Raw genomic sequence first — 21,653 nt, forward strand, 5'->3', positions numbered from 1 at the left:
AGCTGGCGGTCTGCGTATCCAGGTGATGCCGCAAACCTGTGCCTATCGCTCGCCCTGGAATTCAGCCACCCGCGCCCGGAATTCGTCGCTTACGGGCACACTGCGTCCAGCAGCATAATCATACGCGACCAATACCGACTGTCCGGTCGCGATCAGAGCACCGTCGCCAACCCGGGCAATTGCGTAATCCATTGTAAAACTCTTGCCGCCAATCTTACTAACCCGCACCCCAACCAACAACTCATCACCAAAATGGGCTGGTGCTTTGTAACTGATCGTCAATTCGGCCAGAATAATCCCCAAGCGATCAAGGGAACCACCAACCAGTCGCTGATAGTAAGCGATCCGCGCCGATTCAAAATAGGTAGCGTAGACCGCATTATTCACATGACCGAGTGCATCAAGATCGCGAAAGCGAACTTCAATGCGATAGTGAAAGGGATATTCAGCTAATACCGCCGGTACTGAATGGCTCATGCCTCGCTCCTCATGATTGAATATCTATCTGTTACTCTCTGGTATAATGGCGTCCAATATGACACCAGACCACTCCAACCTATCCCAGTACAGCTTCTTAAAAAACCGGTAAGGAAACCGATATGCCAGCAAGTAAGGGGACAATCTTCATTATCGACGACGATCTCGGTCTACAGAATATTCTCTCTATCGCACTTCGTAATGCCGGTTATGAAGTCGTTCTCGCCCGCGATGGCCTCGAAGGACTTCGTATGCTGGAACACATCTCACCCAGCCTGGTTATCAGTGATATTATGATGCCTAATATGGATGGTGTTGAGACTTTCCAACGAATCAAGGAACGCTTGCAAGATGACGGCATCCCGATCTTTTTGATAACGGCGCTCAACCGTAAACCGTGGTTTGCCGATCTTGAAGCTGAAGGCGCGGTGATTATTCAGAAGCCGTTCGAGGTGCATCATCTGGTTGAGCTGATTGATCGAACGCTAAGCTAAGTGCTGCGAAATGCGGACGGAGCCGATGATAGGTTTCGTCAAGCGACTCAGGGATCAGTTTTGTATCGCCGATCACCGGCATAAAGTTAGTATCACCGTTCCAACGCGGTACGATGTGCATATGCAGATGATCGGCGATACCTGCTCCTGCGACACGTCCCAGGTTCATACCCAGGTTGAAACCGTGGGGGGCGTACTCGGTCTGAAGGATCGCTACACTACGCTGCGTCAGACTGAATAATTCAGTAGCAACCGCCTGATCGAGCGCAGTGAGATCGGCAATGTGGTTGTAGGGAACAACCATGAGGTGCGCAGTATTGTATGGGTAAAGATTCATTACCACAAAACAGTACTGCCCACGATGAAGTACGAGCCGTTTGGCATCATCAGAACCATTAGCAGCCGCTATCGCACAAAAGACACACCCTTCATCGGAGACATCGCCCCGCTTGATGTAACGCATACGCCACGGCGTATATTTGATTTCCATCACGACTCCCGCACGTTTGCCCGCAGAAAGGCTTCAATAAACGGATCGATCTCGCCGTCGAGCACAGCCTGCACATTACTTGTTTCATAATCGGTACGGTGATCCTTCACCAGTGTTGAAGGATGCAGATAGTACGTTCGCATCTGATTACCAAACGCCGCCTCACGATATTCGCCCCGCAGGCGTGCCCGCTCTTCAGCCTGACGCTGTAATTCGCGTTCGAGCAACCGTGCTCGCAAGACCCGCAGCGCAAGCTCGCGGTTTTGAATCTGTGAGCGCTCATTTTGACAGGTGACAACAATACCGGTTGGCAGGTGAGTAATTCGTACCGCCGAGTCGGTTGTATTCACACCTTGCCCACCATGACCCGCACTACGGAAGACATCGATGCGCAAATCTTCGGGCTTAATCTCGACTTCAGGCGCATCGTCAACCTCTGGCATGACCTCCACGCGAGCAAAGCTGGTCTGGCGCGTATGGGCCGCATTGAAGGGCGATAACCGGATCAGACGGTGAATTCCTGCTTCAGCACGGGCATAACCATAAGCATAGGGGCCACGAATTTCAATGGTTGCACTCTTGATCCCTGCCTCTTCACCCTCGCTCAGATCAATCAGATTGACGGTATAGCCCCGGCGTTCAGCCCAGCGCGTGTACATTCGCAATAGCATTGCTGCCCAGTCTTGGGCATCAGTACCACCCATACCGGCCTGCACCGATAAAAAGGCATCGCGGTCATCATACGGGCCGCTAAGGAGAATTTCAAGTTCACGCTGAGCAACCTCTTGCTGAATGGCGTGCACTTCAGCAGCCAGTTCATTGCTCAGCGAATCATCTCCTTCCCCTTCGGCCAACTCGATCAGTTCGGCAACACTCGTTATCCGCCGTTCGAGGGCATCCCATGACGTAACCTCTTCTTTTAAGCGGGTCAGCCGCTGCATGATCTCTTGTGCTGTCCGCGGTGTATTCCATAGATCGGGATCGGCAGCACGGGCTTCTAATTGTTCAATCTCGGCTTGTTTTGCCGCCAAGTCAAAGGTGCCCCCGTAGATTGGCAAACCGTTCACGAACTGTTTCTAACTTGTCTTGTAGTTCGGTCAGCATAGTACCCTCTGGTTTATTTTGACAGAAAGATTTTGATCGTTCTTCCGCTCTCTATGGTACCACAGCTCAGGTAAGCGTGAGACGGTGATCAACCGCTGCTTAAACCTATGACTCGTCGTCACGTTGAACTTCGTCTCTACGACAGGACTCCCGGATAGGCACAAGCAGAAACGTCAGGTAGAAGGTGATTCCTCTTTACCTGTTTGTGGAACCGTACCATCTGCCGCCAGTAACGCCCCTAACAGTGCTGCTCGTCCAACCATACCTACCAGCCTGCCTTGGGCATCGACAACCGGCAAGCGCTTGATCCGTCGCTCTATCATCAACTCTACCGCCGCTGTGATCGGCGTTTCCGGATTCACCGTCAATACCGGACTGGTCATCACATCCGCAGCAGTATGGTCTTTTAACGCCAGCTCCAGCTCTGGCGAGCGAGCACCACTGCCGATCCAGATCGCGAACCGCTGGAGCAATCCCGGTGCTGCCGGTCGCATTGCTCGACGGAGAATATCGCCATCGCTAATGATACCTATCACCCGCCGATCATCATCAATCACCACCACACGGCGACGTGGTGTGGAAAGTATCCGATCAAGGGTTTCAGCTAACGGCGTCTCCGGTTTGACCGTTGGAACATCGCGGATCATCACCTCACCGACGGTTTTCGCCGAGGTAAGACTCGTTCCTGGCAAGAGATCGGTAGCCATAACAAAGGAGTTAGCCACCGTCTGCAACAGGTCAGACCGACTGATCATCCCAACCAGCCGACCATCGTTATCAACGACCGGTAGTCGCTTGTGATCGCATTCGGTCATCACCAACGCTGCCTGAGCCAGCGATGCAGTGACATTGATCGTTTTTGGATTGGGTGTCATCACATCAGCAGCCCGTTCTGGTCTGGCTGCAATTGCGGCCAGATGAGCTGCTCGCTCGGCACCCGGCAACAACTGCTGTAGGTGCAGGGGGAGCTGACTCACCCCACGCTGGAGGAGGTCACCATCAGTGACGATACCAACGACATGGTGATGATCGTCAACGACCGGCACTGCGCGTAGACCGCGTTCAAGCAACAGCCGCACCAGATCACCAACCGAGGTCGCCAGATGTACTGATGCGACATCACGACTCATCACATCGGCGACGGTAAGATGAGGCGGAAAGGCACTCCCTACCCGCCGCCCCACCTTGACCACCTGCACCGGAGAAAGCACGATTAACCCTTCTTGGACTAACTCACTTAATTTGGGCAACAATCGTTGCAGGCGGTCACTGCGGTCAATACAGGTAATCACCAGCGGTAAACGACTGGGAATGTCTACCAGGAGATCACTGTGAAACACTCCATGCGTTCCATAGCCACCAACACCGCGAAAAACGGTGACACCCGGTGCGCCCGCAGCACGCAACGTATCAACGATACGCGAAGCGATCGTTCGTCCTTGGAGGCTGTCACCTTCATCAATATAAATCCAGAGTTGCTGAGTCACGGTCTGCTCCATTGGAGACCTCCTCCCTATGTATGAGTTCATCCTCTTCCACCGATGATACGGCGGAACACATCCTCCATTGACGTGCAACGGTTGCAGCCCGACCACCGGCTCGATGACCACCGATCACAAACACGATGGTCGGGAAGCAGTGCACCTGACCCCTAAGATAAGAGGCGACCAAGCCCTACTCCTAGCCCAACAGCTAGCAGCCCACCACCAACACTACCGGTCATGTAGCCCACTGCTCCCCACCAATTACCGGTATTTAGTAATGAGAAGCACTCATAGCCAAATGTCGAGAAGGTAGTAAATCCACCTAACAAACCGGTAATCAGCATCAGGCGGATCGGCTCACTAACGGTTAACCGATTCGTTATCAGTGTCAGCAAAAAGCCAATTGCCAGGCAACCCAGGACATTGATGATAAAGGTACCGTAAGGCCAAGACGTACCCAAGCGTTGAGCTGCCCATAAACCGATCCCGTAACGCAGATTTGCGCCGATTGCAGCACCCAGTGCAATTGCTAAGACATTGTTCATTGCTCACGTCGTTGCTACCAAAGCAGAACCCTTTATAAAACTACTTCTATTGTACGTCAATTCATGACATATTGCGGCAGAAAAAACGGCCTGCCTCTGTTAGGATGACGTCACGGCGGGGAAGGAACAAACCTCTTCATCGTGGATGCGGGCCAGAGCATCATCGGTGCGGATGATGTGTTCGTCATTATGACGTTGCCAGACGGGTGTGCCGAATGTGTGCCGCAGAGCGCTGATCCATGTGGCGGTGATGGATTTGCCTTGACCAATGATGGCGCCGATGGCATCGGCATCTGGCCTGCACGTGTGCTCGAAAGGGGGATTTAGAGCGTGATCAAAAACGAACATTTCGGATAGAGTCGATTTAGAAGCATAGCGATAGCACCAAAATACCGAAAGGCTGCGCTTGATTCGAGATTACGGTGGTATACGTTCCTCGCCAAACGATGGTATCCCGCCCACGCCATCGAACGTTCCACCACCCATCGCTGCGAGATGACGGCACATCCCTAGTGCCCTAGAGGTTTTGCAATGAAATGATATGCGGACGGATTGCGATGTTCTTTTTTACAACTCTTGTTTGTATCCCTCATCCACGTGAATCTCGTGCATCCGAGACCCGGCTGACTGACAGGCTCCTGCCCCGAGAGCAGGCGCTCACGTGCACCAGAACAATGTCCGCACACCGCGTGGATGCATCTCGCCCGTTCACCAGCGGGCCGCCCGTCCCGTGGACGTGAATCCAGCGGCGCAGGTCGGCGCCGCACGCCAGCAGATGGACCACCGCCGGCACACCAGTCACGGGTAGGTCGTTGGGGTAGTGGGCCGAAGCAGCGAGCCAGGCGTCCGCCAAAGTGCGGCACGGACCATCCCGACGGTGGCACGTGCGTGCAGCAGGGCGGGATCAGTGGCGCTCCTCGCCAACAGGGCGCCCACGACCCAGCGGGCCAGAGCGCAGCGCCGGTGATGTGACACGCTTGGAACGAAGGTCTGTATCTGCTACGGAGGGATGTGCCAGCCGATCGTCTTCTCCTCCCTCCACCTCAACTTCGCCACACAACGCGGCTCAGCATTCCACACCTCGGGTAACCGCGTGATTTGTGATCATCGGCAGCAGGTGCGTGATCTTCATTGGTGTCGCTCTGTTATTAAACCGCTCGCTTACCGAATATCGCCCTAAGCCGAGAACCCAGTCCCCCAAATTGCCTGTACATCTTTGCATCAAATGTTCAGAAAATGCTATAATTCAGCAAGTATCTATCCTGCTCTGATTGGTCAGACATTGGCGAAAGGAGGTGAGCGCATGGCGGACCCTAGCCTTGATGATCTTCAAATACCAGCGAATGTTTGTCTGTCCTGTCATCCGTTGCTCATCTCTGCGAGGTATAACGTTGTATGAGTGATGCTAAAGTAGAAACGTCGCAAATTGAACGCTACAATCCCGCTGCCATCGAGGCCAAATGGCAGGCCCGTTGGGCAGCCGATCAACTCTACCGCACACCACCCATCGATCCGTCAAAACCAAAGTATTACGTCCTCGATTTTTACCCGTATCCAAGTGGCGATGGCCTCAGCGTTGGTCACTGCCGGAACTATGTACCGACGGACGTTGTGGCGCGGTTTTACCGCATGCGTGGCTACAACGTGCTGCACCCCATGGGATGGGATGCTTTCGGTTTGCCAACCGAGAACGCGGCCATAAAGACAAAAACCAACCCGGCTGTCCTCACTCGCCGCTACAGTGCCAATTACAAACGTCAAATGAACATGCTCGGTCTCAGCTATGACTGGGATCGCGAGATTACTTCGTCTGAACCCGATTACTACCGTTGGACCCAATGGATTTTTCTGCGTCTTTACCACTCCTGGTATGACCGACGGGTCGATAAGGCACGCCCGATTAGTGAACTGGAGGCAGAACTGGCCGAACACGGTACCAGTCGTCTTGATCTATCCCTTACCGAACCGCAAGTGACGGCTGAAGAGTGGCGACAGGCAACGCCACTTCAACGGCAAGAAATTTTGCGCCGTTTTCGGTTGGCGTACCGGGGTGAAGCAGTTGTAAACTGGGACCCGGTCGATAAGACGGTGCTGGCAAACGAAGAGGTATTGCCCGATGGTACGGCGTGGCGTAGTGGTGCAAAGGTCGAACGAAAAGTGCTAAAGCAGTGGTTCTTCCGCATTACTGCCTATGCTGACCGCCTGGATCGCGATCTCGATACGGTTGACTGGCCGTCGAAGATCGTGACGATGCAGCGCAACTGGATCGGCCGCTCTCGCGGTGCAGAGGTTGTCTTCCACACCGAAGCAGGTGATCCGATCATTGTCTTCACCACACGCCCTGACACGCTGTGGGGCGCTACCTTTATGGTGCTCTCGCCTGAACATCCGCTGGTCGCAAAGGTGACGACCGATGCGCAACGCGACCAGGTCGAAGCTTACGTTGCGCAGGCCCGTAACCGACCAACGACCACTGTGGTTGCCGAGGAGAAAGAAAAAACTGGTGTCTGGACAGGTGGCTACGCGATAAATCCGGTCAATGGGGCGCGCATTCCTATCTGGATCGCCGATTATGTATTGATGGGCTATGGTACCGGTGCAATTATGGCCGTGCCAGCGCACGATGAACGTGATTTCGCATTCGCTCTCAAGTACGGCCTGCCCATTATTCCGGTGATTACCCGCCCCGACAATGCAGCCCGTTCGCTCCTGCGTGCAGCAACAATTGCTGAAGATACTGCATCTGCGTTGCAGGCCGCCGGCTTTACCGTTACCGTGCAAGATAACGGTGATCTGCTGGTTGAACTGAATGGTGAACGTGCGGTTGAATATGCTGCGCTGATCCAACCACGACTGCGCAACGGCTGGACAGAAGTCGCCGGATCGGGGTGGCTCTTTATCTTCCCCGATGAGACGATTGCCCTGGACTCTATCGCCGCTGATGAACGGATCACGGCCCGCCTGCGCACTGCAACTGGTGATACACATCTGCCGACGGCGATGGCCTACCTACACCGGATTGAGGCTTATCGTAATCTGATTTATCACGACGCCATTGGAGTGCCAATTCACTCAGGCCCTATTAATGGTATCCCGGCTGATCAGGCAATCGAGCAGACAATTGCCTATCTGGAACAGCAAAAGATCGGGAAAGGACGAACCAATTACAAGATGCGCGACTGGCTGATCAGCCGTCAACGCTATTGGGGTACACCTATCCCGATTATTCATCGTGAAGATGGCTTGGAAATCGCGCTCGCTGACAGCGAACTGCCGCTGACTCTCCCGAATGTCGAGAGCTATGAACCAACGGCAACGGGCGAATCACCATTGGCGCTGATCGACGAATGGGTTAATGTAACCCTTCCCGATGGGAGTAAGGGTCGGCGCGAAACCGATACTATGGGCACCTTCGCTTGCTCGTCGTGGTATTTCCTACGCTTTGCCGACAATCACAATCAGCAGGCGCTGGCCAGTCAAGAGGCACTTGATTACTGGTTGCCGGTTGATCTGTATGTCGGCGGTGCTGAACATGCAGTTATGCACCTGCTCTATGCCCGCTTCTGGACGAAGGTGCTCTACGATCTTGGCGTGGTCAAGTTCTTTGAACCTTTCACCTGCCTGCGCAATCAGGGTCTGATTCTGGCTCCACCACGCGAGGTCAACGGCGAGATCGTGATTGAGAAGATGTCGAAATCGAAGGGCAACGTCATCACTCCCGACGAAGTCGTTGCCGAACACGGCGCCGACGCGCTACGTGGGTATGAAGCCTTTATCTCCGATTTCGAGCTGTCGGTACCCTGGAGTACTGATGGGGTCCCTGGCGTGAAACGTTGGCTCGACCGGGTCTGGCGAATTGTACTCTTCCCCAACGCCGAGCGTGGTCAATCTGGCGCTACGATGAGCGAGCGCCAGTTACGCCGCGTCGCTCATCAGGCAATTCAACGGGTTGAGCGTGACATCCTGAACTTTAAGTTCAATACGATGGTTGCCGCGTTGATGGAGTTCACCAACACCCTCTATCGCGCCCGTGATGCAGGTCTGGTTGATACGCCAGCCTGGCACGAAGCGATTGAGATCTTGTTGCTGTTGATGGCACCGATCACACCACATATCAGTGAAGAGCTGTGGTCACGCCTCGGTAAACCCTACAGCATCCACCAGCAACGTTGGCCGGTTGCCGACCCAGCAGTGGCCGCCGAAGAAGAGATCGAGATCGTGGTGCAGGTCAATGGCAAAGTGCGTGGCAAACTGACAGTTCCCGTTGATCTCGACGAGGCACAGCTCCGTGAGCTGGCGCTTGGAAATGAGCGAGTGCAGCAGTTCATTAACGGTAAGCCTATCCGCAGCGTGATTGTCGTTCCTAATCGTCTGGTCAACATCGTTGTTGGTTCATAATCGTTGTAATCGGTTGACGATGAGCAGAGCCGTTGCATAGCAACGGCTCTTGGTATTACCCTATGAACATACCACCAATTTTAACTCACCGCATCGTGCGGGCCTATCTGGTGATTGCACTCGGTGCAGTGCTATTCTGGTTGCGACGAATCTTTCTCCCTACATTTTTTGAATTGCAGGGGGTAATGTTCGATATAGCCGTTCCTTCTGCGCTCAACAGTTGTTACAATCGTCCCGCACTCGCCACTTGCAGCGATGCTGTGATCGTTGTAGGGACTGTTGTCGGGGTCGTGGCTGCTGTTGGTTGGGGGAATCTGGCAATGACCGTCTTTGCCATCATTTTAGCTATCCCGCCGCTTGCACTCTACTTTGCACTCAGCCCAATCTGGCCACCTCTGATTGCGCTGGCGTTTATTCCAATTGCGCTTGAACTAGGCCTATGGTTTCTGTTCCCTCGCCAACCCGACCAACCTGAAAACGAGGATTGAACGTTCACCACACGCCAGGTCTGATCAACGTTCCATCCCTTGCTCCCTTCCATTGACCCGATAGGTCGACTCGATTTCGGAAGTGCTGGTAGTTGATCGTCATCAATAATAATTCCAATAGCACTAGTTACCTCCCCAAGCGAGCCGCCAATCACACCCTCCAAAACAACGCGAAGAGTCTCATTCGGTTCAGGAGTATCGTCACCAATCACGGTCACAATGATCACCGGCGCTGAATCATCAGGTGGAATCACCAGCTCGGCAGGTGTCGTCGCCCGATAATCTACATCAGGCGTTGCCGAGATCGGCTCAACTCGATAACGTACACGTATTGAACGTTCACGAGCAGGGTTACTTAAAAAGATTGGAAACTCAAGTTGGGTCTCTGTACCTGCATTACCCTCCTCTACCGCAGCAGGTCCGATACTTACCGTTACCGCATCATCATCAATAATGGTTAAGACCTGCTCGCTATTCTCCAGTTCACCACCGACAATACCGGTCAGTTGGAACATGACAGTTTCATCCTCTTCGGCAATGGTATCACCGTTGACTTCAATAGTTACCGTCCTGGTCGTGCCAGCCAATGATCCGGCTGGGAAGATGAGCGTACCGGTTTCTCCGTTCGGTACCCGGTAATCACTGCTAGGGGTTGCCGGAAACATTCCCCCAGGAGCCACACTGTACGTCACCTGTACATCAATAACATTGTCGGTGAGTAATTCAACAACAACATCACGGCGAGTAACAGTGGGAGGATTGCCCTCATTGACTGGATCGATTGGTCGAACCCTGACTCTTACCACGGGAGTCGGTGTAGGAGTTGGCGTTGCCGTCGGCGTCGCGGTTGGTTCAGGCGTGGCGGTCGGTTCGAACGTGGCGGTTGCCGTCGGCGTCGGTGTTGGTTCAGGCGTGGCGGTTGGTTCAAGCGTGGCGGTTGCCGTCGGCGTCGCGGTTGGCGGCACGCGGGTCGGTGGCGCCGTCGGTTCAAGCGTCGGTGGCGCCGTCGGTTCAAGCGTCGGCGTCACCGTGGCCGTCGGCGTCGCCGTTGGCGGCACGCGGGTCGGTGGCGCCGTCGGTTCAAGCGTCGGCGTCGCCGTTGGTTCAGGCATCGCAGTAGCCGTTAGGGTCATAGTTGGTGTAAGAGTAGGTGTGAATGTTGGCTCTATCGTTGGTGTAGCAGTTGGCACAGCCGTAGCCGTCGGCGTTACTCTGGTGACAACCGTGGGCACCAATGAAGGAGTCATCGTCGGTGTCGGTACCGATGTTGGCCGTGGCGTCGATGTTACCGTCGCTGTTGGGGTTGAAGTTGGTGGCATAGTTGTAATCGGCACCGCAGTGGGTGAAGCAGTTGACACGACCGTCGCTATTGCAGTTGCAGTACTAACCGGCGCAAACGTCGGTATCGGTGATGGGGTTGGCACGGGCAATCTTGTCGCGGTCGGTGTTGCTGTCGGCCCTGGGACAACCACAACCACGCCTGTCGTAGGTGTCGGTGATATGGTGGGTAAAACACCTCCGGCCGGAACAGACGTTGATGTCGGAGTAGGAGATGGGGTAGGTGTTACCGTCGGCGTCGGAGGATCAATCCGGGTGGGTGGCGGTGGTACTGCTACGATTGATACCGGCGAGGAACGCATTGTCTGAGTAATCGGCATTTGCGTGCGCCGCGCCACTTCTGTAGCGACAAGGTTGGGCAAGTCATCGTCAGGTGGGGCAAAACTCAGATTAGCCGGAAACGGTTCATACGCCTGCCACCCTCGTGCGGCGCTAATACTCTTGAACGGCTGATTGTTTGGTGTCAACCACCAAAAGATGATTTGGGCAACACAGAACACCGGTAGCACTGCTAGAATCAGTGCCCCTCCTACCAGCCATGGCAGATAATCAGTTCTGGATGGATTCGGTGTCTTTTCTTGCAACAGCACGTTCTTGATCTCTGGTATAACGCAACCGGATAGTAAAGGTACTACCCTGGCCGGGAACACTTTTCACCGTAATGGAACCACCCTGCAACTCGATCAATTGACGGGTAATCGCCAATCCCAATCCACCACCACGTTGAACTGAATTGTTACCATCAACGCGCTGAAAACGGGTAAATAACCGTCCCATCACTTCCTCTGGAATACCGGGGCCGGTATCGCTAATGTCAAGCCAGACCTCCTGACCCTCTATTCCGGCGCTAACCAACACCCAACCCTGCTGAACATAACGGCAGGCATTATCGAATAAATGACCTAACGCCTGTTTTAACAGCTCTTGATCGGCCAGCACAGGTGGCAAATCTTCAGGCAGTACCACCTTTACCTGTAGACCGCGAGTTGCAAAAGTTTCTCGTAGCGGACGTATTACAACATCCACAACCGAAGCCAGATTCGTTGGCTGGATATGAACTTCAATCTGACCGGCGTCAAGGTAGGCCACCATAATGGCATTATTCACCAGCCTAGTCATCTGAAGGGAACTCTGACGCACCTGTTCAAGCATCTCGCGTAGACCGTCATCTAATCCCGATCCAGCCTGCCGTAACGCCAGTTCGAGATAGCCACGGATAACGGTCAGTGGCGTGCGTAGCTCATGAGAAATGGTGGCGATAAAATCAGTCTTTGCTCGATCAATCTGGATAGCTGAAGTGACGTCGTGCAGGACAACCACTTCACCGATCTGAAGACCATCGGGCATACAGACCGGTGCCCGTCCTACCGTAAGATGGCGATTGCCGATGGATACAATCTTCTCTGGACGACCAAACAACTCTGAACGAATATCCTTACCGACCAGCGGCAAATCATGGATCGACAACTCCGTGCGATCGGTCAGGATCGGTCGTAACAACTGCTCGGCGGCAGGATTCAATAGTACAACGCGCCCACTGGCATCACTCACGATGACACCATCACTGATTGAGGCAAGAATTGCCCGCCGTTGTTCGGCATCGCGTTGCACCGCTTCGTAGAGGAGGGCATTCACCAATGCCACCGCCGTCATGTTGGCAATCGCTTGCAGATGTGGCAACACCGCAGTCGAAAAAGCATCCTGTTCTGGATGGGCAAAAATAAGAGAACCGATCGTCTGTTGTTCGTGCCGGAGGGGAACGGCAAGCGCACTCTTGATGCCGCTCGCAAGCAGTAATGGATCGGTGTAAGGAATTAACTGCGCTCCGCCATTTATCGGCAATACGTTGAGATACCGACCGGTCAACGCTGCATAGCTTAACGGTGCATTCGGACGAATCCGGAACCTCCAGCTATCAGTGTCTCGCACAATGGCAATCGCTTCGGTTTGCGGGAGAAGGTGAGCAGCACTGGTAGAGGCTATCTGTAAAATAGCTTCGACCCGTAATTCCTGATTCAGTTGACGACTCGTTTGGTAGAGATGTAAGAGATGGGAAGTCATCTGATTGAAGGCCACCGCTAATCGTCCCAATTCATTCGTGTCATTGACAGTGCTACGCCGGTCGAGATCACCTGCACTGACCGCATCAGCGACCGCCACCAGGTCATCGAGCGGACGAGTGATCCGGCGTGCAACCCAACCACCCACGAATACTGCGGTCAGAGCCAGCAAAGCTGTCACACCTACCACTGCATTGCGACTACTGGCCCAGGCACTCAGAATAAAATCGCGTGACAAACCAACGACGAAATAACCATTTTGCGCACCACGAAGCAACAACGGTGCATACACAAGCTGATACTCGTAGTCACCAAGACGAGCAGTCGTCAACAATGAACAGGTCGGTATCCCAACTCTTTCAACTGGAGTGACGACCCGACCACGAAGACTACCGATGTCGAGACAGGTTCCCAGGGTATTATATTGAGCTAACTTCTCGATCTGGGTTTGATCGAGGCGGAGTTGCGATACAAAACTCTCCGGTACCGTTGCAGCCAATGGTAAACCATTGTTATCAAACCAGGCAGTCACTGCTGCTTGACTGCGATCTTGCAAGAACGCCAGTGTACGATCAAGCCGTTGAGCCACCAGCACACCACCAACAACCTGGGGTGGCGTGTTATCGTCAATGCGGACAGTAACAGGCACGACGGTAAAGAAATGTAGTACTTCACGGCCATCAGACTGTTGAAATGCGATCAGGCCACTATATTTATCGCCGATCACCTCACCGGTGCCAACCGGTGTCTGCTCACCGCGTAATACCTTCTCGATGAATGGCAAACCGGACAGATTCGTCCCGATATACTTCGTCGGCTCATCACCATCCCTGGCTCGTTCCCAATCGAGCAAAGCCTTCCCAGTCTGATCAAAAACGATCAGTCGATCAGGAGTTACATTTTCGTTACTCTGACCAAGCGTCCAGAGGCTGCGCATAGCTAACGCTAATCCATCTGCATCCCGACGGATAATCGCATCAACGACTGCCGGTGCACCGGTATCAGCATTAGCTGCGGTGAATACAATCTGACCGAGGTAGGCGATATTGCTAATTTCGCGCGCAGCCAGCGCTTCAGCAAAATTACGTGCTACCTGACCCAATTGATTATTGAAGCGTTCCTGCCAACTCCCTGCTACTAACGTTATCGCAATACCAGAACCAATCAGCATCACGATAACGGTCAAAAGCAGGTATGGCAAGATGATAGTGAAAAGAATGCGTGATCGAAGGATTGCGATAATCCGCTGCACAGAACACCCCCAAGCACTAGACATGGGGCAATGAATTTATTTTAGTATAGCTGATAAGACGGGGGGCTAACAGAGGGATTTATTTACAGTTTCGTTATCTATCCTAACACCCTCTAGACACTTTGGCTGTGCAATCAGTACGCACAAACCGGTAGCGATCTGCGTATACCTATGACGAGCGCTGCCTTACCGGCAAGGCAAAGGCAAAGGTACTGCCGAGACCTTCGCGACTCTGAAGCCAGATCTTCCCTTTATGCGCCTCAACCGCCAATTTACAAAAGGTAAGCCCAAGACCCGTTCCACGCGACTTTTGTTGTTGTACCTGCCCAAACTTTTCAAAGATACGGGCATGATACTGTGGTGGAATTCCCGGCCCTTCATCACGCACCCAGTAAATCAGCCATTCACCAGCCTCCATTTCTGGCAGGGCAAAGGGAAGATCAGGATGCACGTCACCAGCAACATGAGAAGCGAGCGCGAGATAGCGCCCCCCAATCGTTACCATCCCCCGCTCTGGCGAAAATTTCACTGCGTTATCGATCAGATTTTGCAATACCCGTACAATCTTATCGCGATCGGCCTCAATTGGCGGTAAGCTGATTGCCAGGTTTTGCACTAGATTAATGCGACGTTGTTGAATTGACGCCCGCAAGCGTTCGATAGCTTCATCAACCAGCGCATAAGGCGAGAGTGGTTCAAGGTTCAGGTTCATTCGGCCTTGCTCCATCTTACTGATGTCGAGCAAGGTATTGACCATCTCCAGCATCGTCTGACTGCCCTGATAGGCAATCCCCAGCAACTCGCGCTGCTGTTCCGAGACCGGCCCCCCCAGACCACGCAGCATCATCATAATGCCATTCATAATAGCAGTCAGTGGTGCACGGAGATCATGGATGAGCATGCCGGTATAATCTTCCCGAAGTCGGGCCAGCTCACGATCCTTCGCAATATCTTCAAACAGCGCCAGCCGACCGATCTGCATATTGGCAGTATCGAGCACCGGCAACGTGGTATGGCGCACATAACGCACCGGACCATCGTTCAACTCGATCTCGATCACGCGATGGGATGCACCTTCATTGAGCCATGTTGGCTCTTCAACCACCAGTGCTCTACTCATCAATTCGTCGATCAATTCATCAAGCTGACATCCGATCAACGACTCACGGGAACGGTGAAAAATTTGTGCCGCCGCCGGATTACTGGCTACAACAACACCTCGCATATCAGCCATCAGGATACCATCATTGGTCGAATTGACAATGGCTTCAAAGCGATCACGAACGGTACTAACCTGCTGAAACAGGCGTGCATTCTCAATTGCGATCCCGATTGTAGCCGCCATCCGAGTAAGCCGGATCGCTTCCTCTTCGGTAAAATGACCGGTACGTTTATTGAGCAATTCAATAACACCGATAGTACGACCTTTTACAACAATCGGCACACAGAGAATTGAGTGTACGTTGTAGCCGATTCCATCACTAACTGCACGGTAAAACCGTGGATCGCTCTCAGCATCGTGCACAATGGCATACTGCTGTGTACGTGCCACATCACCGACAATGCCCGCACCAGCAGGTACACGCAAGCCAACGAGCTTTTCCTGTCCCTCTTCCAGCGTCATCACGAAGACCAGTTCGCCAGTTTCATCATCGAGCATGAGTAACGAACCGGCATCAACGCGGAAGAACTGGTTGATCTTCTCCATCACCAGATGGTAAATTTCGCGCGGATCAAGAGATGAGGTAACAGCCGCCGCAATATCGTTCAGCGTAGCCAGCTCGGCCTCGCGCCGTGATGCCTCTTCGATCATACGAAATGAAGTGATTGCCGCCGCAAGCTGGCTGGCCATCAGGCGCGCCACACTGATTTCTTGATCATCGAAGTGTCGTATTTGGCCGAGGGTAGCAAACGCCAGCGCCCCGATAACTGTATCTTGAGCCACCAAAGGAATAACCAGTAATGAGCGAACCTGCGCTTCGTTCAGCATCCCCAACAGTTGCAAGACAACCGGTGAACGATCACCAGGCTGTGGCATGGTAGTCAGATCGAGAATCTGGTACGGTTGCCGCTGTTGGAATGCCTGCTGTATGAGTGGCAAATCACGCAATGGAATGGGCGGTGGTAGGGAAATGCGGGGTGGGAAGGTACTTACCAGAGAAATCGTCTCACCGGCGGGATCGAGGAGCAGTACACCACACAATGATACACCCAAACCCTGAACAAATTCGTTCAAGGTCAACATAAGAAGCTCATCGAGAGTAGCTGCCGTCTCAATCGCAGTTGCGATGCGGAGCAAACCTTGCGTATTCATCGCCGATTGTGCAAGCGAAGATTCCGGATCACTCATAACGCTTTATGTATTTCCAATTAGACGATAGATCGGTGCCATTTCTGTTCCATTGTGAAGATTTACGGGCGTGAGCGGATCGAGCGTAAACCGTCCAGATGGAACTATTTTCAGCACCGTATCAGACACCACAATTTCATCATTACGTGCCAATTGACACAACCGCCGTGCTTCACGCAAGGCTGTACCACTCCATATCATGGTAGCCGATTGCGCCTGACCGACAACACCGACCATCAACTGGCCGGTCGTAATCCCGATCGCCAGCGGCAGGTCAACACCAAACTGCTGGCGCCACTGAATTCGCAAGCGAGCAACTGTGGACTGAATCTGCTGGGCCACCTGAAGCGCTCGGACTCCATCATCGAATTGTGGCTGGGGGAAACCAAATGCCGCGCTGAAACTTATCCCATCTAGGCTCATGTATGCCCCTTGATGTTGATAGACAATGAGACGGCATGCGCTGTCGAACGAAGTGGCAACGTCTTCATACCACTGCTGCGCAGTGAGACCGGTTAGACGCTCTACACTCCGCAAGCATCCATAGACCAGCGTTACCGTGATCACCTGCGGCTGGATTGCCTGCATCAGCTTTGCACGCTGTGCAATCAGTGTGCGCATTGACTCCGGATCAAGATGTTTTTCAAGTATTTGGCGGGCATGAGCCTGCTGTTCTGGTTCGACAATTCCTTCGTAGCGGTAATGAACCAGCATCGTTACCGCGTAGGCCGCTAACACTGAAACCAACGCCAGGGCATGTTGGCTATAGTGATACGGTGCAGGATCGGCCAGGGTTAAGACACCAAGGGGATGATCGCCGTGAAAGAGCGGCACTGCTAGAGCTGATCGCATCAATTCAAGCCCTGGTGTAGGTACCCAGCGTGTATCACGTTCAATATCATCAATGATTGCACCGCGCCGGGACCGTAATACCCAACCGGCCAGTCCATGCTTTAAGATAGGTATTGAAGCAAGATTAAGTGGCAAGACATCACCACCACTCAGCGTCACACGCATACGAATGGTAGATGTAGCATCATCAATCAGTAAGAATGTCCCGTGTTCAGATTCGGTAAGCTCAGCAGCGATGCGCAAAAGCTGCACGAGTGCTTGTTCGAGGTTGGGCTGTTCAGCCATACGCTCAGTGATGTGCTCGAAGAGGGCTAATCGACGTTGATCGCGCTCGGCCCATTGACGATAAATCGACGTCTGGAGATACGCCGTGAAGATAGTGGCAATCTGTTCGAGCAACTGCTGTTGATCATCGTTCAGCCGCACATCTGCACCGGCAAGCATAACACAGAGTGCACCGATTGGCGTTTGCTGTACCCATAACGGCCAATTGATCACCGTGAGTGGTTGTGAAGACGCGGTACTGATCAACTCCCGCATCTGCACACTCGAAAAACGTACCGAATGACGCTCACGAAGTGCACGTCCAATCGCACTGCTATTGATGTCAAAGACTGTTGATCGGTTAGCCTTCCCAACACCCCACGCGGTCGATGGTACCAGTACAGCACGTTCTGCATCGTAGAGGAGGAACACAACCCCATGAACTGGCAGATGTTCAGACATCGCCTCGGCAACCGCACTGAGCATCGCCTCATGATCAATCACAGTACTGAGACGGCTGACAAGCGTGGTCAGTGTTGTAGAACGTGGTACAGCAACTATCGCATCGGTCACCGTCTGGCGCAGTGCAACCAGTGGGTCGTTGTCGGTCAGAGGCGGTAGATCGGCCTGTAATATGCGCTGAGCGTGATCGCGTACTTCACTCAGCGCATAGCGGAGACTGATCCACGCTGCTATCGACAGGGCTAAGCCAACGATACTGCCGAAGAGAAGCGCTACGATCAACCGTAGCGTTGGCCCTCCATTGCTCTGCTGCTGAGCTACATCAACCAGCGCATAGAAAAGCAGACCAAGCGCAATTCCGCCAGTCAGGGTGAGGGTGAAGATACGATGAACGGTGCTGCGCGGTAGATACACGGTGGCCCCACGAATTCGTTAAGTGATCGGTCTCGTCATCTCATGAACGTAAAAATGATTGGATATGTTGTGCTTATTATATACAGTTTCGTAAAAAAGATGACCACCTCACAAGTGTGAGTGGTCATCACTATGGAGCGGGAGACGGGGATCGAACCCGCGACCTACACCTTGGCAAGGTGTCGCTCTACCAACTGAGCCACTCCCGCCCATTACTAGAAATATTATACACTATCTAAACAGGTTGTCGAATCGTGCCATGTTGCCGGATCAGGCATTGGTATAATATACGGGCGCCGCACTGCTGCACTCTAACCCTTACGAGTAGAGCAATGGCAACAACCCTTTTGATTCTCGACTTTTCCGGCACGCTTAGCCTTGAGGCCGTTCGATTTGGAACATCAGCACGGTTGGCAATGGCATTACAACAATCGGGGTTGCAGGCACTAGGAATCGATACCGAGCGCTATTGGAATGATCTGGTCGTACCAACCTGGGTGGAAGGGAGTACTACCCGCATCGGGCTGAGAGCATTGCTAAGCCGCAAACTCCAGGAACGCGGCATCCCTTTAGCGACAGCAGTACGATCTGCCGGTCGCTTTACCCGTGCGTATATGGCAGCCTCGGTCATTGATCCGGCATGGCAGCCACTCTTTGCGATCCTCCAATCCAGACCGCAGATTATCCCACTCATCGCAACCGATCACTATGCCGAAGCAACATTCCAGATTGCCGGTGAACTGGCAACCTTGGGTTGGTCAGCCAGAGCATTACGTCGGGAACATAACCGGATCAAGCGGGTGCGCGTCGGCCCGTTGCAGCATACAGCATTGGCGTTCATTGCCAATTCAGCCGATCTCGGAGTTGCTAAAGCCGACCCTCGCTTTTGGCAGTATGTGCAGATCGGGCTACCTGAGCGTGTGACGCAGGTGATCGTTGTCGATGATTTTGGCGCCAATGAAAATCTAGCCGATTTTTATGCCGATCCGACGCGAGTCGAACGCCGTCGTCAACAAACGATCAGTGCCATTGAAGAGGTATTTCACGTTTCGGTGCAGATGATCTGGTTTACGCTGGATCGCAGGATCGAAGAGATTATCCAGAAAATAACCGGCAGCGGATGATTGTGGGTTCCCTTTTTCTTTTCACGACGTTACGGCATTCCTTTCTGCGCTCCACAGCTTTAACGCTTAGCGTCTATCGAGAATACCTGATCGCAGAAGAAGATCGGTTGGGGCACAGCGCTGCTACACCCGTCCATCGATCAGGTTTCATCCGCCGTACCGTGAGCCGATGATTCAGATAGGTGCTAAGGGCTGGGCGCACGGGCCTCCGGCCCGCATCCTGCACGAAGTGTACCGTGAGCCGATGATTCAGATAGGTGCTTAGGGCTGGGCGCGCGGGCCTCCGGCCCGCATCCTGCACGAGTGTACCGTGAGCCGATGATTCAGATAGGTGCTAAGGGCTGCCGCAAGGCAGAGCGCGGGCCTCTATAGCCCGCGCTCCCAGAGAAGAGGGTTACTGTTCAGACTCGTTTAGAAGTCCATACCGGCGCCAGCCCCTGGCGTGGCAGCAGGCTTATCCTCCGGGATGTCGGTAATCAGCGCCTCAGTGGTGAGGATCATACCGGCAATCGAAACCGCATTCTGAACAGCACTGCGCGTTACTTTCACCGGGTCGATAATACCCTGCTCGATCATGCTGCCGTACTGGCCGGTCAGCACGTTATAGCCAATGGTCTTATCGCCCTTCTCCTCCTGCAAGCGGCGGACGTTCGCGATAATGACCGAACCGTCCTCACCGGCGTTGCGAGCGAGGATACGGAGTGGCTCTTCGAGCGCACGGCGCAGGATTTGCAGACCGACCTTTTCATCTTCGTGGGCAACCTGAACATTATCGAGCGCCGGGATAGCGTTCAGCAACGCCACGCCACCACCGGGGACAATACCCTCTTCGACCGCTGCACGAGTTGCGCTCAGCGCATCCTCGACCCGATGCTTCTTCTCCTTCAGCTCAGGCTCCGTAGCGGCACCGACTTTGATCACTGCCACACCACCGGCCAGCTTCGCCAGCCGCTCTTGCAGCTTCTCACGATCAAAGTCGCTGGTTGTAGTGGCAATCTGAGCGCGGATCTGCTCAATTCGGGCACGGATAGCAGCCTCATCACCACGGCCCTCGATAATCGTCGTATCGTCCTTAGTCGCGATAACCTTGCGCGCACGGCCCAGGTCTTCAATCGTCGCACTATCGAGCTTGCGCCCAATCTCCTCGCTGATAACGGTACCGCCGGTGAGGATAGCAATATCTTGCAACATTGCCTTGCGGCGATCACCGAAACCAGGCGCCTTAACCGCCAACGCATTAATCGTGCCACGCAGCTTGTTCACAACTAGCGTCGCCAGGGCCTCGCCATCAACGTCCTCGGCGATGATGACGAAGTTCTTCGTCACCTGCAACACCTTCTCAAGGACGGGGAGGATCTCTTGGATACTGCTGATCTTCTTATCGGTGATCAGGATGTAGGGATCATCAAGCTCGGCTTCTTGCCGCTCGACGTTGGTTACCATGTAGCCAGAGATGTAACCGCGGTCGAACTGCATACCCTCGGTGTATTCCTTTTCGAAGGTAACACCCTTCGATTCTTCAACGGTAATGACACCGTCCTTACCGACCTTCTCCATGACCTCGGCGATCAGCTCACCGATCTCACTGTCAGCCGCCGAGTTGGTCGCCACATGCGCAATGTCAGCCCGATCGCGAACCGGTACGGCGCTTGCCTTGATAGCCGCAACCAGTGCCTCGGCACCCCGATCAAGACCACGCTTGAGGAGCATCGCGTTGGCGCCTGCCGCGACAACCTTCAGACCTTCGGTGACGATGGCCTGTGCCAGTACGGTCGCTGTCGTTGTACCGTCACCGGCAACGTCGTTGGTCTTGGTGGCCGCTTCCTTAAGCAGTTGCGCACCCATGTTCTCGAAGGGATCCTTCAGCTCGATCTCCTTCGCTACCGTCACACCGTCGTGGGTTACTGTCGGCGAACCAAACTTCTTATCAATTGCAACATTGCGCCCGCGCGGACCAAGGGTGGTCTTCACCGCATCGGCAACAATATCGACACCACGCTTCAAAGCGCGACGCGCTTCTTCGTTGAAATAAAGCTGCTTTGGCATAGGATCTATAA

The 21,653-nt window shown here is 53.7% G+C and carries 14 protein-coding genes, 1 tRNA gene and 1 pseudogene; 5 read left to right on the forward strand and 11 right to left on the reverse strand.

The window, feature by feature from the left end; genetic code table 11:
* Nucleotides 1–42 precede the first annotated feature (42 nt).
* Entirely contained in the window at nt 43–477 is a 435-nt protein-coding gene (locus tag QTO31_RS11900) for an acyl-CoA thioesterase (protein ID WP_301429231.1), read from the reverse strand.
* Nucleotides 478–599: 122 nt separating this feature from the next.
* Between QTO31_RS11900 and QTO31_RS11905 the strand changes: the two genes are divergently transcribed.
* Nucleotides 600–971 (forward strand): response regulator, encoded by a 372-nt coding sequence (locus tag QTO31_RS11905; RefSeq protein ID WP_031460996.1) that lies wholly within the window; start codon nt 600–602, stop codon nt 969–971.
* Here QTO31_RS11905 and QTO31_RS11910 read toward each other — a convergent pair.
* From QTO31_RS11910 to crcB, 4 genes are all read right to left on the reverse strand, one after another.
* Nucleotides 910–1,461 carry an HIT family protein gene (locus QTO31_RS11910; protein ID WP_301429232.1) on the reverse strand — a complete coding sequence of 184 codons (552 nt, stop codon included), beginning with the start codon at nt 1,459–1,461 and terminating at the stop codon, nt 910–912. The two genes, QTO31_RS11905 and QTO31_RS11910, sit on opposite strands and share 62 nt — an antisense overlap.
* Nucleotides 1,461–2,565, reverse strand: a protein-coding gene (gene prfB / locus QTO31_RS11915) for a peptide chain release factor 2 (protein ID WP_236631289.1) whose coding sequence is annotated in 2 segments (ribosomal slippage) — nt 1,461–2,495 and nt 2,497–2,565 — 1,104 coding nt in all. Because the reading frame shifts where the segments join, the coding sequence is not laid out codon by codon here. The genes QTO31_RS11910 and prfB overlap by 1 nt, the downstream gene beginning before the upstream one ends.
* 173 nt (nt 2,566–2,738) lie before the next feature.
* Nucleotides 2,739–4,064 carry a DUF190 domain-containing protein gene (locus tag QTO31_RS11920; RefSeq protein ID WP_301429233.1) on the reverse strand — a complete coding sequence of 442 codons (1,326 nt, stop codon included), beginning with the start codon at nt 4,062–4,064 and terminating at the stop codon, nt 2,739–2,741.
* Between the two features lie 152 nt (nt 4,065–4,216).
* Nucleotides 4,217–4,594: a fluoride efflux transporter CrcB gene (crcB, locus tag QTO31_RS11925; protein WP_031460992.1), complete on the reverse strand. Its 378-nt coding sequence runs from the start codon at nt 4,592–4,594 to the stop codon at nt 4,217–4,219.
* A 141-nt stretch (nt 4,595–4,735) separates the two neighbouring features.
* Here crcB and QTO31_RS11930 point away from each other — a divergent pair, with 141 nt between their 5' ends.
* From QTO31_RS11930 to QTO31_RS11940, 3 genes are all read left to right on the forward strand, one after another.
* Nucleotides 4,736–4,921 (forward strand): hypothetical protein, encoded by a 186-nt coding sequence (locus QTO31_RS11930; protein ID WP_301429234.1) that lies wholly within the window; start codon nt 4,736–4,738, stop codon nt 4,919–4,921.
* A 1,068-nt stretch (nt 4,922–5,989) separates the two neighbouring features.
* The gene (locus QTO31_RS11935) at nt 5,990–8,992 is read left to right on the forward strand and encodes a leucine--tRNA ligase (protein WP_301429235.1); all 3,003 of its coding nucleotides are present in this window, start codon (nt 5,990–5,992) and stop codon (nt 8,990–8,992) included.
* A 62-nt stretch (nt 8,993–9,054) separates the two neighbouring features.
* Entirely contained in the window at nt 9,055–9,480 is a 426-nt protein-coding gene (locus QTO31_RS11940) for a hypothetical protein (RefSeq protein ID WP_301429236.1), read from the forward strand.
* A 110-nt stretch (nt 9,481–9,590) separates the two neighbouring features.
* Here the strand turns inward: QTO31_RS11940 and QTO31_RS19320 are convergent.
* From QTO31_RS19320 to QTO31_RS11965, 5 genes and pseudogenes are all read right to left on the reverse strand, one after another.
* Nucleotides 9,591–11,138, reverse strand: a pseudogene (locus QTO31_RS19320) (Calx-beta domain-containing protein); the annotation flags it as partial.
* A 229-nt stretch (nt 11,139–11,367) separates the two neighbouring features.
* Nucleotides 11,368–14,130, reverse strand: a complete 2,763-nt coding sequence (locus tag QTO31_RS11950; protein WP_301429237.1) for an ATP-binding protein — start codon at nt 14,128–14,130, stop codon at nt 11,368–11,370.
* 169 nt (nt 14,131–14,299) lie between these two features.
* Nucleotides 14,300–16,480, reverse strand: coding sequence for a GAF domain-containing protein (locus QTO31_RS11955; RefSeq protein ID WP_031460543.1), 2,181 nt, complete (start codon nt 16,478–16,480; stop codon nt 14,300–14,302).
* A 6-nt stretch (nt 16,481–16,486) separates the two neighbouring features.
* Entirely contained in the window at nt 16,487–18,472 is a 1,986-nt protein-coding gene (locus QTO31_RS11960) for a GAF domain-containing protein (protein WP_301429238.1), read from the reverse strand.
* Between the two features lie 133 nt (nt 18,473–18,605).
* A tRNA-Gly gene (locus QTO31_RS11965) sits at nt 18,606–18,681 on the reverse strand.
* Between the two features lie 123 nt (nt 18,682–18,804).
* Here QTO31_RS11965 and QTO31_RS11970 point away from each other — a divergent pair.
* Nucleotides 18,805–19,596, forward strand: coding sequence for a hypothetical protein (locus QTO31_RS11970; protein ID WP_031460545.1), 792 nt, complete (start codon nt 18,805–18,807; stop codon nt 19,594–19,596).
* A 411-nt stretch (nt 19,597–20,007) separates the two neighbouring features.
* Here the strand turns inward: QTO31_RS11970 and groL are convergent, their stop codons facing one another.
* Entirely contained in the window at nt 20,008–21,642 is a 1,635-nt protein-coding gene (gene groL / locus QTO31_RS11975; protein WP_031460546.1) for a chaperonin GroEL, read from the reverse strand.
* Nucleotides 21,643–21,653: the final 11 nt, after the last annotated feature.

It is taken from the genome of Chloroflexus sp. MS-CIW-1, assembly GCF_030444705.1.
Classification (GTDB): domain Bacteria; phylum Chloroflexota; class Chloroflexia; order Chloroflexales; family Chloroflexaceae; genus Chloroflexus.